General features: G+C 34.7%; 17 protein-coding genes. 11 read left to right on the forward strand and 6 right to left on the reverse strand.

The features are described 5' to 3' along the window. Positions 1–276 precede the first annotated feature (276 nt). A complete protein-coding gene (locus tag A2G56_RS09850) occupies positions 277–1,263 on the reverse strand; it encodes a bile acid:sodium symporter family protein (RefSeq protein WP_062712183.1) in 987 nt (328 codons plus the stop codon). A 605-nt stretch (positions 1,264–1,868) separates the two neighbouring features. On the opposite strand from A2G56_RS09850, the gene A2G56_RS09855 reads away from it, so the two are divergent. From A2G56_RS09855 to A2G56_RS09865, 3 genes are read left to right on the forward strand one after another with little or no spacing between them, the layout of a single operon-like run. Continuing rightward, positions 1,869–2,213 (forward strand): LytTR family DNA-binding domain-containing protein, encoded by a 345-nt coding sequence (locus tag A2G56_RS09855; protein WP_062712187.1) that lies wholly within the window; start codon positions 1,869–1,871, stop codon positions 2,211–2,213. After that, entirely contained in the window at positions 2,210–2,947 is a 738-nt protein-coding gene (locus tag A2G56_RS09860) for a response regulator transcription factor (protein WP_062712190.1), read from the forward strand. Before A2G56_RS09855 ends, A2G56_RS09860 begins: the two co-directional genes overlap by 4 nt. 11 nt (positions 2,948–2,958) lie before the next feature. Next, positions 2,959–4,290 (forward strand): sensor histidine kinase, encoded by a 1,332-nt coding sequence (locus A2G56_RS09865; protein ID WP_237334414.1) that lies wholly within the window; start codon positions 2,959–2,961, stop codon positions 4,288–4,290. A gap of 35 nt (positions 4,291–4,325) precedes the next feature. On the opposite strand, the gene A2G56_RS10375 is transcribed toward A2G56_RS09865, so the two are convergent. The 5 genes from A2G56_RS10375 to A2G56_RS09885 all read right to left on the reverse strand — a co-directional run bounded on the left by A2G56_RS10375 (position 4,326) and on the right by A2G56_RS09885 (position 8,150). Then, complete coding sequence (locus A2G56_RS10375; RefSeq protein WP_082785140.1) at positions 4,326–4,478, reverse strand: ComC/BlpC family leader-containing pheromone/bacteriocin; 153 nt, start codon at positions 4,476–4,478, stop codon at positions 4,326–4,328. Positions 4,479–4,668: 190 nt separating this feature from the next. After that, a complete protein-coding gene (locus tag A2G56_RS09870) occupies positions 4,669–5,250 on the reverse strand; it encodes an HlyD family efflux transporter periplasmic adaptor subunit (RefSeq protein WP_157761216.1) in 582 nt (193 codons plus the stop codon). 79 nt (positions 5,251–5,329) lie between these two features. Continuing rightward, positions 5,330–5,710 carry a hypothetical protein gene (locus A2G56_RS10840; protein WP_062712196.1) on the reverse strand — a complete coding sequence of 127 codons (381 nt, stop codon included), beginning with the start codon at positions 5,708–5,710 and terminating at the stop codon, positions 5,330–5,332. A gap of 4 nt (positions 5,711–5,714) precedes the next feature. Then, positions 5,715–5,990, reverse strand: coding sequence for a hypothetical protein (locus A2G56_RS09880; RefSeq protein WP_062712198.1), 276 nt, complete (start codon positions 5,988–5,990; stop codon positions 5,715–5,717). A 9-nt stretch (positions 5,991–5,999) separates the two neighbouring features. Beyond that, complete coding sequence (locus A2G56_RS09885; RefSeq protein WP_062712200.1) at positions 6,000–8,150, reverse strand: peptide cleavage/export ABC transporter; 2,151 nt, start codon at positions 8,148–8,150, stop codon at positions 6,000–6,002. Positions 8,151–8,396: 246 nt separating this feature from the next. On the opposite strand from A2G56_RS09885, the gene A2G56_RS09890 reads away from it, so the two are divergent. From A2G56_RS09890 to A2G56_RS09920, 8 genes are all read left to right on the forward strand, one after another. Continuing rightward, entirely contained in the window at positions 8,397–8,687 is a 291-nt protein-coding gene (locus A2G56_RS09890; RefSeq protein ID WP_237334415.1) for a bacteriocin, read from the forward strand. A gap of 10 nt (positions 8,688–8,697) precedes the next feature. Next, the gene (locus tag A2G56_RS09895) at positions 8,698–8,916 is read left to right on the forward strand and encodes a Blp family class II bacteriocin (RefSeq protein ID WP_062712202.1); all 219 of its coding nucleotides are present in this window, start codon (positions 8,698–8,700) and stop codon (positions 8,914–8,916) included. Between the two features lie 12 nt (positions 8,917–8,928). Further along, positions 8,929–9,159, forward strand: coding sequence for a hypothetical protein (locus A2G56_RS09900; RefSeq protein ID WP_062712205.1), 231 nt, complete (start codon positions 8,929–8,931; stop codon positions 9,157–9,159). 28 nt (positions 9,160–9,187) lie between these two features. Beyond that, a complete protein-coding gene (locus A2G56_RS09905) occupies positions 9,188–9,553 on the forward strand; it encodes a hypothetical protein (RefSeq protein ID WP_062712208.1) in 366 nt (121 codons plus the stop codon). Positions 9,554–10,139: 586 nt separating this feature from the next. Beyond that, on the forward strand, positions 10,140–10,265 hold the full coding sequence (locus tag A2G56_RS11085) for a hypothetical protein (protein WP_018380421.1): 126 nt from the start codon (positions 10,140–10,142) through the stop codon (positions 10,263–10,265). Positions 10,266–10,703: 438 nt separating this feature from the next. After that, positions 10,704–10,952: a CPBP family glutamic-type intramembrane protease gene (locus A2G56_RS11210; protein WP_418080418.1), complete on the forward strand. Its 249-nt coding sequence runs from the start codon at positions 10,704–10,706 to the stop codon at positions 10,950–10,952. 397 nt (positions 10,953–11,349) lie between these two features. Then, positions 11,350–11,547, forward strand: a complete 198-nt coding sequence (locus A2G56_RS09915) for a hypothetical protein (RefSeq protein ID WP_062712214.1) — start codon at positions 11,350–11,352, stop codon at positions 11,545–11,547. A 696-nt stretch (positions 11,548–12,243) separates the two neighbouring features. Beyond that, positions 12,244–12,444, forward strand: coding sequence for a hypothetical protein (locus A2G56_RS09920; RefSeq protein WP_062712217.1), 201 nt, complete (start codon positions 12,244–12,246; stop codon positions 12,442–12,444). Positions 12,445–13,035 lie beyond the last annotated feature (591 nt).

The raw sequence follows: 13,035 nt of genomic DNA on the forward strand, positions 1-13,035 counted from the left end.
CCGTGTTTCCTTTGACTGGCAACAAAGTAGTTTTGATATCGGTATGGTTAGCAAGAACAAGGTTGCTTTGGGTGAGACATAGGTCTTAATCAGAATCTTTCATCTGGATAAAACTAGCTGAGACCTTTCAGCCTCAGCTATTTGAAGAATTTGAAATGTTGAACATATCTCTTAGACATGGAATCCGGTACGATATCTTTACTGTCCGAAATAACAGAAAAAACCTGTCAAAAACCTTTGCTGTTAACTGATTGAAAGAACATTCAGAGTTCTTTTTTATTTTGCAGTTGCTAGTTGTTCAGACTGGTAGGTTTGTGTTGAGCTGACTTGAGCATTTTTAGCATCTTTTTTTGCACAAAGGTTAGCATAGATGGTTCCCCATAAAGTATGGACAATGGTACCAGCAGCACCAGCAAGAGCAGCCAGTGGTGAAAAGTGTGCTAAGCCCAGGCTAGCAGCAAGCGAAGTATTTTGTAATCCAACTTCAATAGCCATAGTGCGTTGGCTAGCAAGGTCATACTTAAAGAGTTTGGCTAGTCCCATCCCAGTAAGGTAACCTGATAGGCTGTGGATGAAAACAACCAAGAAGATGATCCAACCTGTTGATAAGAGGTTATCGCGATTGACAGCAACTGTTCCAACCAGAACTAGTAGGACAGCCAATGATGAAAAGGTTGGCATTGCCACGCTGACTTTTTGGGTGTATTTCCCAAAGAAGGCGTTGAGGATCATACCACCGACAACGGGGAATAAGACGACTTGAGCCACGGACATAAACATGGCAGTAAAGCTCATTTCAAAGTAAGAACCGCCATAAAAGGTTAACATAACTGGCGTCATCAAAGGCGCTAATAAGGTAGAAACTGCTGTGGCAGAGATAGATAAGGGAACATCTCCGTTAGCCAGATAAGCCATGATATTTGACGATGTTCCACCCGGCACAGACCCAAGTAAAATCAATCCAAGAGCTACTTGATCGGGAAGATTGAAAAGCTTGGCTAGCACAAAACCAGAAAAAGGCATAAAGAAGAATTGGAGGACTTCAACGAAGATAACACGAGAAGGACGACGAAAAACCTCGCTAAAATCTTTCATAGTCAAAGTTAGCCCCATAGTGAACATGATAAACTGCAAGAGTGGTGTTAAATAAGCCGTTACCCATGTAAAGAGGTTAGGAAGAGTCAGTGCCATGGCGGCGACAGCAAGGACAACATAAGAAAGGTAATCTCTAAAAACTTGGTTGCATTTATAAAATAGTTTCATAATCATTCTCCTGATTTTTCTAACAAAAAAGCTTCCCACAATGAGTGGAAAGCCTACAAGCAAGTCCACTCGTACGACGAATAGGACTTGGCAATATCATCGGTAAACGATGTCTGCTAAGTCCTGAATTTAATAATAATGACTGCTTTAGTAGTTGAAACTGTCATTACGAGTGTCTCCAATCTTTTGTGATAATGCTAATACTATAGCTTAACTATTCAGAAAAATCAAGTAATTTTTCGAAAAAATCAAAAAAATCTGATTATTCCGAGAGATTACGGCTTACTCAAGTAGGTGTTAGGTCACTTTGCCCTTCTTTGCTAAGCCGAAGCAAGATAGATCTTATATGAGAAACGTTTGCAAGCATTACCTCTCAAAGAATAAGGTTATTGTTAATAGGATGAACGATTATTTCGTCCACTTTTTGTTGATATTTCCATGAAAATCTGTGATTGTTTTCTCATTTTATTTTCCTAACGCGCTTATTTTTTGTTATACTTTTTTTAGCTATCATTTTTCCATTTAGGAAATTTGAGTGACCGTTTAGGATTTACTGACTCAATGCGATTCTTTCTATGGTATTCCTTCTTTAGGAGGAGATTAAAATGACTGCTATTGTTTTTAGAATGAATCGTCACTATCAAAAAATGCCTTTATCAAACGTTTATTACATTGCAACTCATCCGACTAAACCTCATCAGCTGAGGATGGTTACAAATATTGGAATAATGGACTTTTTCGATAACTTAAATAACTTAGAAAAACGCTATTCAGGTTATCTTGTCAGCTGTCATAGAAGTTGTTTAGTTAATATGACTAAGATTAGGGAAATTGATTTTAGTGAAAGAACACTGATTTTGGAAAGTCCAGATGAGATGCGTGTTCCTTTTTCGAGAAGGCGTCGACAGCAGCTATTACAATCATGGTTAGAAGAAGGAGAAATGAGATGAATATTTTTGTATTAGAGGATGATTTTGCGCAACAGACACGGATGGAAACACTTATTAAAGAGATTGTTGCTAAACATAAGTTAGACGTTGAAAGTGTTGAAGTGTATGGTAAGCCCGACCATTTATTAGCAGCATCAAAAGAAAAGGGAGCCCATCAATTATTCTTTTTAGATATTGAAATTAAAAATGATGATATGAAAGGGTTAAAAGTAGCTAAGGAAATCACGTATAAAGATCCTTACGCAAACATTGTTTTTGTGACCACACACTCAGAATTTATGCCCCTGTCATTTAGGTATCAAATCAAAGCCTTAGACTATATTGACAAAGAATTGGAAACGGTCAATTTTGAAAAGCGTATTGAAGATAATATCCTATACGCACAGACAAGAGATAATAAAAGGGTGATAGAAGATTCCTTTTATTTTCAATCAAAATATAACCAAATTCAGTATCCTTTTAAGGATTTGCTTTATATAGAAACATCACCACGTCCACATCGCGTCATCCTTCATACGGCTGTTGATCGCATGGAATTTACGGCTAGTTTATCAGATATTGTTAAGCAGGATAGGCGATTGCTACAATGTCATAGATCTTTTGTTATTAATCCTATGAATGTCATCAAGGTGGATAGGCATGAGCGGATTGCTTATTTAAAGGACGGTTCAACGTGTTTAGTTGCACGTCATAAAATGGATCTTTTACTGAAGACCATAGCTGATTTGCATTGATGGGAGAAATAATGGATATCGTTATTCAGATATTTGAACAAATGTTTTCACTTCTTATTTTTTTGTTTTTATTTACAATGGTAAGTAAAAAAAAATTAACATCTAAAGACCTATTTTTAGCTCTCAGTATAGATTTAACAATATATTTCAGTATTGCTTTATTGATGTTTTACTTCAATGTACAATTTTTATCCTACTTTTTATTACCTATTGTTATGGTTTTGCTCTCGTTCATTTTATTAAGACGATTAAATACTACAATGATAGTTTTTTATGGGTTATTTCCTGTAGTCTTATGGAACATTTTTTATCGAATTATATTATATTTTATAATACCTAAAATGGGGATTACTATAGATTCTTCTAGTGCTTTGTTATTTAGCATTTCTGATTTAATTGCAGCTGGCATAAGTATTCTTTTTTTAAAATGGTTAGAGTTTGATTTTTCTCAATTACAATCTGAAAATCTTTATAAAAATCACCAAAGAATTATTCAGTTTACTAATTTAATAATGTTTAGTTATTTTGTGCTTATTCAACTACTAGTATATATACAAAATGAATATGGCATTTCTACACATTCTTATCGAGAATTACTTGTAATTATTCAACTTATTACTTTTATGGGAATTGCTAATAAATTAGATAAACGCCTGAAAGAGAGTTTGCAGGAAAAACTAGTTCTGCAACAAGAATTACAATTGCATAACATGGAATCCTACAGTAAGCATATCGAAGACCTATACAAGGAAGTTCGTAGTTTTCGCCATGATTATGCGAATATATTGACAACTCTGAAATTAGGTATTGAAAACGATGATTTAAAATTAATCAAGGAGATTTACCAATCCGTTTTGAAGGATTCCAATAAGCATTTCAGAGATCGAAAATATGATGTAGCTAGACTCATCAATGTAAAGGATTCAGCTTTAAAGAGTTTGTTAGCTGCTAAGTTTGCTAGATCCACTGAAAATCATGTTTCTTTATCATTAGAAGTACCGGAGGAAGTTGAAACTAAAGGAATAAAATTAATTGATTTTATTACAATTGTTTCTATACTATGTGATAATGCCATAGATGCTGCTGTAAATACTACAAGACCCGAAGTAAAAGTTGCTTATTTATCGGTTGAGGAAAAGCAAATATTTATTGTAGAAAATACAATTTCTGAGGAATTCATAGATATAAATCATATCTATGAATATGGAGAAAGCTCAAAAGGTGAGGGAAGAGGTATTGGCCTATATAATATTGCTAAAATTATTGATCAATATCCAAATATTTCAATAAAAACAGAAAGTTATAATTATAAATTTTTTCAAACTTTAGAAATAAAAATATAAAAATCCAGACTTATCGCTTTAAGCCTGGATTTTTTTTAATAAATTTGAGTAGGAGTAATAATTTGATATTTTGAGTTCCTATTAATTTTTCTCAATATCTCCCCAAAACTAAGGCTCCCCCCTGCAATATTTTCCAACTGTTGCTCATCTAATTTACTAAATTTATCAATTGATTGTTGTTTTTTCATATCAACATCTCCTTAATTTTTTTGGTAATTATATTATAAACTATTTCATAAAGTTTGAACGGCTAAATCCTAAACAGTCATTTAACTTTCCTAAATGGTAAAATTCCTATAAAGAAAAGTTAAATGGCATTGAAAACTTTTTTGATTATGAAACCTATGTATTTATTGGCTCAGAATTTCTAACTTTAATTTATTTAAAGTCATTCAACAATTTATCCTTGTAATAATTAAAGAATGTTTTTTTTCCAATAATGCTTGTCACTCTTCCCTGCATGCCATATTTCAGAATGCGGCTATCAGCTTCTGAAATCTTTGCCTGCGCTTTGACTTTAAAAAGATTTCCCTCCTTGGTTTCAGTTGAAGAGGCGTCGATAGCTCTGACTTTACCAATAACCACCAAATCTTGATTGCTGACTTTATCTAATCTGAGACGGACAGTTTGTCCTTTTTTAATTGTCGCAATGTCACTGGAATTGACATAGTAAGTAATAGTGACTTTCCTCGTCTTACTCATATCAGGAAGGATCTGCGCAATCTCAGTCCCTTTTGGAATGATGCTCGTTTTAGATAGATGTCTTAAGAGGTGAACAATACCGTCTTGTGGCGCTTTAATCGTGTTATTTTGAACTTGAACATCTGCTTGTTGGAGTTTTCCCTCAAGCTCCGCGATTTGATTGGTAACAGTTGTCAACTGGTCATCCGTTTTTTGGATGTACTCCGTTCGGAGAATATCAATTTGTGATTGACCGTTCTGTGAGGCATTCTCTGTCAAAATAAACTTACCTCGGCTGTGAATTTCTTTAATTGCACTTTTAGGCGTGTGATACGCTAATAACTTTCCTCTTGCAGATCTAAAAGAAGTCATAGCCGTTTGCGGTGCTTGTTGTGATGGGATTTGAGGGGGCTGTTCCTGTATTCCTGTTGCGGACATCTGGCTGACTAGAGGGGAGATTTGGCGTATGAGGGACTTGAATTCCCTGATCTTGTTGTGGTGTTTGGCTAGGGTAGGGATAATTCCCATAGGGTTGTGATGGTGTCGTTTTAAGTTCCAGTTCCTTTACTTTAAGCATAAAACTGTTATAAGTATTCAAATAGCCAAATTCATCCACGCCATCATCAATGAAAAAATTAACCCCTTGCTTTAAACTGGCTTTCAAGGTTTCAAGACCAATTTTTTGCCGTTTAGCACTGGCTAATTGAGTTTCTAGAGCCGTTTTCTGAGATTCATCCATCGTCTCAGAATAGTTTAGGAGGACATCGTCTTTTTTTGACGACTTTATTTTCCTCAAGGTGATGACTTGATAAGGGATTATCACTAGTTGATTGAATCGAGGCAATGACACTGGTTGGTGTGATTTCACCAATCGTTGAAACACTAATTTCTTTCTTGGCTACTAAAGAAAAGAGTCCTAAGAAGCCAACTAATAGGAGTAAGGGGTAAATCAGTAAGGTCGCAAAATTTTGGTAGCGTCTTCTGTAAAATTCAGCACTTTGAAAAAGATTCGGATTCATAAATTCTCCTTATTTACTAAATAAATGATAATAAAACCCTTGTCGTCTGACTAAGTCTCTATGCGAGCCTTCTTCGACAACTTTTCCTTGCTCTAGAACAAGAACTTTCTCCGCACGTTGGGCGATACTCAAGCGGTGAGCGACAAAGATAATGGTCTTATCAAGGGCTAAGAGGTTGTCAATTACCTTTTTCTCAGTTAAGACATCTAACCCACTAGTAGCTTCATCAAGAATGAGTGCTGGTGCTTTTGTGAGCAAGGCACGAGCTAGAGCAATGCGCTGCTTTTGACCACCAGATAGGCCGGCTCCATCTGAGAGTTCGGTCTGATAGCCCATGGGCATCTGCTCAATGTCTTGACGGATTTCCGCAATCTCACAAGCCTTCAGGATGTCTTCTTGGCTAACGGTTTCTTTGATACCTAGGGTGAGGTTTTCAAGAATAGAGCCATTAAAAATATAGGCTTGTTGAGGCAAGTAGTTGATATGACGTCGTAGCACTTTCTTATCCAACGTTTTAAGATCCATGCCATTCAAACGAATAGTCCCTTGATAAGGTTCGTAAAAATTGACAATCATCTTGGCAAGAGTTGTTTTGCCTGAGCCACTAATACCTACGAGAGCAACTTTTGTTTTTTCCTTGATGGTGATGGTAATATCAGACAGGGTGTCTCGTCCAAAACCATATTTATAAGAGACCTGATCAAAAACAATATCCCCTTTAAGTGTGGCAGGATCGGTCTCAAAGGTCTGGTCTTTAAATTCGGAATCAACCAAGTAGACTTCATTGAGACGTGTGTTGGCAACTTTGGCAGATTGCAACTTGGTTTGCAAGTTGATGATATTTTCAAGGGGGTCAGTGAAATAACTTAACAGGGTATTAAAGGTGATGAGCTGACCGACGGAAATCTTTCCTTTAATGACAAGGTCTGATCCCAACCAGAGAATGAGGACGTTTAGAAGGAGTTGAGCGCCTTGCTTCAAGGCTGATTGGAGGGTTGACAGTTTGCTTAAAGTAAAGGATTTGTCTAAGTAATCGACAAATTCACGGTCAATCTTTTGATAACGAGTTTCTTCGCTAGTTAATGACTTAATCGTTTCAATCCCATTAATATCCTCAATAATGGCTGAACTAACCATGGAGTTGCTTTGCATGACATCGTTATTCATGCGTTCAAAAGGTTTCATAAAGGCAAAAATAATCACCAAATAAATGGGAATGGAAACTAAGGATAGAAAGAAAAGGTTGGGGTTTTGAAGTAACAAGACACTTCCGACGATGATGACGATAGAGAAATCTAGGAAAAGGGAAAGAATAGTTGAAGCTAGTGCATCGATAATGGCATTGGCATCAGTAAAACGTGAGATAATTTCCCCAGTGCGTCTAGTCGCAAAAAAAGACATGGGTAAGTTAAAGATGTGCTTGATATAAGATAAAATGACATCAATCGTCAAACGCTGACTGAGCACAGTGAGGAGGTAGTCTCTGGCAAAGGTCATGATTTGTTGGATGATGTAGGTGATAATCAATCCAACAGAAATAATGCCCAGCGTGGATAGCATGTGATTGGGGATGTAATCATCTAGGATAGATTGCAGGTAGTAAGAACCGACAATATTAATGACGGTAACCAGTAGGCTAGCAATGACAATTTGAGCAATCACTGCTTTTTGCTTAAAAATGAGTGGAAGAAAACTGGCTAGCCCATTCTTTTTATCTTTGTGCGGTTGATAAGATGGCTTAGGCGCCATGAAAAGCGCTACACCTGTCCATTCAGAAAGAAAGGTGTCGTAGGACATTTTAGTGACCTTGACACTCGGGTCAGGGTCACCAATGATGAGTCCCTTTTTGGTCGTTTGATAGACGACATAGTAGTGTTGAAGTTTACCTTCTTTATTGACATGAACGATGAAAGGATAGGGGACATCTGTCATGTCAAAAAGGCTGGCGTCAGCTTGAATAGCACGTGTCTCAAAACCAATCTCTTGAGCAGCTTTGATCAAACCAAGAGCAGTCGTTCCTTCTTTATTAGTTTTCGCTAATTCTCTCAAGTGTGCTAGGGAATATCTAGACCCATAAAAGGCAGCAATAGAAGCTAAAGCTGCCACACCGCAGTCTCTAGCATCTACTTGGGGGGTGAATGTTCTTTTGTAAGAAGTCATTAAGAATATCCTTTCTGAAAATCATAACTGTATTATGACATTAAAAAAGGCTTTATTTTGATAAAAATCCTAAATGGTTATCGAAACGTCCTAAATGGTAAAACAAATTTTCATATGATAAGGTGATAAAAATTCTTAAATGGTCATATTTCTATCTTAAACGGTAAATTTTTACCATTCAGGAAAGTTAAATGACTGTTTAGGATTTGGGCATTTATTTTAAAAAAAGACTGCTATAATAAAACTGTGGTCGCGACACAAAATAATAAAAGAGGAAAAATTAATATGAATTCAAAATCAATAATAAGTTTTCAAGAAATACAATTAGAAAGTCTATCCAATGTAAATGGTGGAGCAAATAAATGGAATAATGCAGCTACTGGAGCTGTATACGGAGCAGGAATTGGTGTAAGCTTATGTACAGCTGCAGGTATGATGACAGCAGGGGCTACCTTAGCTGCGACTGCTGGGTGTGCTTGGGCAGGTGCAAAAATAGGTGGTTCTATAGCATTTATTGCAGATAATATCATTAAATAGGAGATATATAATGGATAAAAACTTTTTTAATGAACTTTCAGTTAGTGATTTGTCAGATGTTCGTGGTGGTGGACTAGGTGGGCACATCGTAACTGGTGCTCTAGCAGGAGCTTTCCAAGCTGGACAACAGTGTATTTTAGCAGGTCCTCAAGCTTACTTAATTTGTGCAGCAGGAGGTGCTGTTGTTGGGGGAGTTGTTGCATATGGATTACGTCCTCCAAAATTGTAAGTAGGAGAAATTATGGGCACTATCATAACTCAGATGGCTATCTTAATCGTCTTTCTGCTCTATATTTTAATTAGTATTTCGTTAAAAAAATTTCACGGCAAGATTTATAGGGCTTGTACCTTCATTTTTATAATTGCAGGAATGGTTTCTTATGTGACCAAGGGTTCAAATTGGTTTGATTTTTTAGCTCTTCTTATTCCTTTGATGGTACTGTATCAGTTTGAAGATAGATTCACCAAGTGATAAAAACTATTATCTTATTGGAGGAAACATGGATAAACTAAAACGTCTTCTTCAGTTTGGATTTTTATTGTGTTTGACCATTGACTTGACAGTCTTTTATTTATTCTTTAGAACAATTCGTGTCGAAGAGAGTCATTTGACAGTTTATTTCTTGTTATTGACAATATTACATGTATTGGTTGTTTTATGGGCTTATGCCATGTTAAAACGTTATAAAGTAAACTATGTTTTTTTAAAACAACAAATGAAAATCGCTCTTCTAGTTGTCGTTATCTCAGTTCTAGTAGTTGTCCCCCTCTTTATTTTAAAAGAGGATACAATACCAATGGCAATGCTATTAACAAATAGTGTTATATTCTTTCTATATCCGAATCGAAGAGGTTATATCAGTTAAGTAGGGTAGGAACAAAACTACATTAACTAGTTTGACTGGTATATGATCTTTCATAAGTAGAAAACTACTGAAAATCAAGAGGACCTTTAATGAGTCTTCTTGGTTTTTGTTTAAATAAGAGTTGACAATTTAAAGTGATGAATGAAATGTTATCAATTGTTACTTTATTAGCCTCTTTATTCGTTTATTTTGATAAAAAAGATTGAAAAAATAGCTAATATATCTATAAAAGAAGCCAATCTTCTTAATCAGTCTTTATAAAGTCCTAGGTGGAGGACGCCATGGAAACTATCATACCTCAAATGGTTATATTGACCGTCTTTCTTATCTATATTTTGGTCAGTACTTCCTTTAAAAAATTTCACAGCAGAATTTAATTTATAGGGCTTGTACATTGGAAGCTTCAATTACCAAACATTCATAGCTCTTAGACTGATAATACATTAATAATTTATGAATTCTGTACAAAAAGTACTGCCTTTCAACTAGCTAGTTAATTTTTATCAGTACTGTTAAATCGTCGCTTATTTGGCATATATCATTTATATACCTCAACAATATTGAACATTACAGGAGAAAAATTAAAATGAAAATTTATGAAGAAATTGCAACAGAGAAACTGCTTGATATCAATGGTGGTGTCATGTTACCTTGGCACGATTATGGTTTAATACTATCACCTAAAAGTTCCGTTGATGCCGTTTTAAAATAACTATATTTTTCTATGCTAAAAAAAACATCCATTTACTTATTTCCCGTCTTTATTTATATTGTCTTCCATAATATATTAGCTCAGATACAGTTATATTGGTGGAAACAAAGGAATTTTGATGACAACTTCTATTTATTAGTAAATGCTATTCTCCTTCTGAATATCCTAATCATTTGCCTATGGCAAAGTACAAGATTTAATTCTAAGCCATTTCGTATATTCGGAGCAAAATGGTGGTATGCTCCGATAACTTTTTGCTTAGGTAGCACTATATTTATCTTTGATCTAACTAGCTCTCGATTGTTTTCAATACCATTGACCGAAAACACGAATAGTCTGAACACCATCTTATCTTACAGCAATGGAAATTTCTTTTTACAAGGTTTTATACTTTGGAATGTCATCTTAGGACCAATACGAGAAGAAATATTTAATCGTATGCTCCTAATGGAGACCTATTTTAAAGAGTCACCCTATTACTTCGATGTTTTGCTTTCTGCAATAGTATTTAGTGCTAGTCACGTATTACCAAGTGGCAATTTCCAAGCATTCTGGGTATATGCCATACCTGGAACTTTATATGCCCTGATGTATCGTTTTACTAGAACTATCTATTGTCCAATACTAGTTCATATATTATGGAATGGATATGTCTATTGGGATTTAATTAATCTAGTCATTACTTAAATAGGATGTTTTCACCTAACTGATAAATAGTTTAGGTGTTTTTAATATTTGTTGAAATTTCGTTTTTTAATTATACTGACACAATTAAAACTACTAACAAATGGTGTCCACTACTTTTTATCTGAATAAAAATGACTATATTAACTAAATATAACAATGGTGGCAATTTTAGCCTTTTATTAGCCAGTTATTATACATTCTTCCATAATAAATAACAGTCAAGGAGGCAGTGCAGTAGTCTTCTTGATTTTTTGATAAGTGCTCATGATAGGGAACAGGAATGTCACCATTCAGGAAAGTTAAATGACTGTTTAGGATTTGGACATTTATTTAAAAAAAAGACTGCTATAATAAAATCGTAGTCGCGATACAAAATAAAAAATAGGAGGTATTAATAATGAAGAACACAATTGAACAATTAGAAGTGATGGCTAATTTGAATCTTGAGAATACTGTCGGAGGTTATAGCGCAGGTGCTTGTTTTACTGATATTGTTTTGGGGGCAATAGATGGCATAGCATCTGGTGCTGCGGGAGGCGCACTAATTATGGGAATTGGCTATGGACTTGGTGATAAGACATGTCAAATTTTTTAGGATATTCTATTATCTTAGGGCTTTTTCTTGGTTTTACCTTGCTTTGTTATTTCGTCAAAAGAGACATACTCTATAAATATAAAACCTATTTTATTCTACTTTGGATTATTAGTTTAACCCCTTTGTTTAGTTTTATATTAGGTTGGATATTCCAGTGAGCGATTTCTGGATGAATAAACTTAAGCTTAAAGGAACGGTAAGTACTCTCAGCGACGGCATTAGCTCAGCGGTCTTACGCCAAACGACCGATACGTCAATGATTTTACGATTGAAAATGGACTTATTTTGCTTTTTTATCCAAATAAAAATGGTTATATTAATCAAACATAATCGTAAAAATATCTAACATTTTCTTGTTTATTTATCATATTGACTTTCATAAAAGGGGAAATCATTAAAATAAAGAAGACAGTAGCGGGATCTTCTTGATTTTTTTGATATGCATTCCTATTTCTGGATAGTGGTTCGTTTAGGAGAATAATGAGTAAGGGACAAATATTTGCCTCATATCTAACGTTTTATCTGCTCTTTTTATACAATAAATTGTAGATTTAACCGCTTTTCCTTTAAATTAATGACCTTTTTACCATTCAGGAAAGTTAAACGACTGTTTAGGATTTAGACATTTATTTAAAAAAATGATTGCTATAATAAAATCGTAGTCGCGATACGAAATAAAAATAGGAGGTGTTCAAAATGAATACAAAATTAGTTGAACAGTTTGAAGTTTTAAATGTTGAGAGTCTTTCAGTTGTTGAAGGTGGAGCCTTACCTCTGGGACCAGTTATCAAAGGGCTTGGGATCTATGTCGCTGGAAAAATTTTTGATGGCGTGGGAAAAGATAGCACAAAAAGTTGTCAACAAAATCCAAAGCAATGGTTTTGTTTTAAAGTTTAGTCCACCTTCAGGTAAAGTTACGAATGAATAATTTAAAATCTTTAATAATTCTATTTTTAATATATAGATTTTCAGTACTTATTATAGAAATCGTTTCGGAAATCTATCCTTTAACGATTTGGTTGAAAGAATTATCTACACTGATAATTACGATTATCGGCTCAGTTTGTTACTATAAATATATTGGAAAGGGAAAATGATGAGTGCAATACAGACAAAAGAAATTAGTGAATATCAACTAGCAATAATTTCTGGAGGGAAAGTTTGTTCTATAGGGGATCCAAGCTGTTGGATTTGGCCGACAACTAAAAAAATAATCGGATTGATAAGTAACTCACCTACTAAATCAGCTCCGAAATGTTTTCCAAGAAGTGCTTCTAACCCTGCACCTCCAGTTTTCTGTCCATAATTTTTATTCTATAATCAATTAATTACTATTTTAGTATTCTTATTAGTTTTTCTCTTACTAGAATTAAGAATTTTCCAAGACTTGTCAGCAGATGAGTCTTGGATTTTTACCATTCAGGAAAGTTAAATGACTGTTTAGGATTTGGGCATTTATTTTAAAAAAGACTGCTATAATAAAAACGT

Source organism: Streptococcus halotolerans, assembly GCF_001598035.1.
GTDB lineage: Bacteria > Bacillota > Bacilli > Lactobacillales > Streptococcaceae > Streptococcus > Streptococcus halotolerans.

What these genes read in the sequence shown, in the direction of transcription:
- A2G56_RS09850 (WP_062712183.1), bottom strand. Translation starts at nt 1,263, where the DNA reads ATGAAACTATTTTATAAATGCAACCAAGTTTTTAGAGATTACCTTTCT.
- A2G56_RS09855 (WP_062712187.1), top strand. Translation starts at nt 1,869, where the DNA reads ATGACTGCTATTGTTTTTAGAATGAATCGTCACTATCAAAAAATGCCT.
- A2G56_RS09860 (WP_062712190.1), top strand. Translation starts at nt 2,210, where the DNA reads ATGAATATTTTTGTATTAGAGGATGATTTTGCGCAACAGACACGGATG.
- A2G56_RS09865 (WP_237334414.1), top strand. Translation starts at nt 2,959, where the DNA reads ATGGATATCGTTATTCAGATATTTGAACAAATGTTTTCACTTCTTATT.
- A2G56_RS10375 (WP_082785140.1), bottom strand. Translation starts at nt 4,478, where the DNA reads ATGAAAAAACAACAATCAATTGATAAATTTAGTAAATTAGATGAGCAA.
- A2G56_RS10840 (WP_062712196.1), bottom strand. Translation starts at nt 5,710, where the DNA reads ATGGATGAATCTCAGAAAACGGCTCTAGAAACTCAATTAGCCAGTGCT.
- A2G56_RS09880 (WP_062712198.1), bottom strand. Translation starts at nt 5,990, where the DNA reads ATGAATCCGAATCTTTTTCAAAGTGCTGAATTTTACAGAAGACGCTAC.
- A2G56_RS09885 (WP_062712200.1), bottom strand. Translation starts at nt 8,150, where the DNA reads ATGACTTCTTACAAAAGAACATTCACCCCCCAAGTAGATGCTAGAGAC.
- A2G56_RS09895 (WP_062712202.1), top strand. Translation starts at nt 8,698, where the DNA reads ATGGATAAAAACTTTTTTAATGAACTTTCAGTTAGTGATTTGTCAGAT.
- A2G56_RS09900 (WP_062712205.1), top strand. Translation starts at nt 8,929, where the DNA reads ATGGGCACTATCATAACTCAGATGGCTATCTTAATCGTCTTTCTGCTC.
- A2G56_RS09905 (WP_062712208.1), top strand. Translation starts at nt 9,188, where the DNA reads ATGGATAAACTAAAACGTCTTCTTCAGTTTGGATTTTTATTGTGTTTG.
- A2G56_RS11085 (WP_018380421.1), top strand. Translation starts at nt 10,140, where the DNA reads ATGAAAATTTATGAAGAAATTGCAACAGAGAAACTGCTTGATATCAAT.
- A2G56_RS11210 (WP_418080418.1), top strand. Translation starts at nt 10,704, where the DNA reads ATGCTCCTAATGGAGACCTATTTTAAAGAGTCACCCTATTACTTCGAT.
- A2G56_RS09915 (WP_062712214.1), top strand. Translation starts at nt 11,350, where the DNA reads ATGAAGAACACAATTGAACAATTAGAAGTGATGGCTAATTTGAATCTT.
- A2G56_RS09920 (WP_062712217.1), top strand. Translation starts at nt 12,244, where the DNA reads ATGAATACAAAATTAGTTGAACAGTTTGAAGTTTTAAATGTTGAGAGT.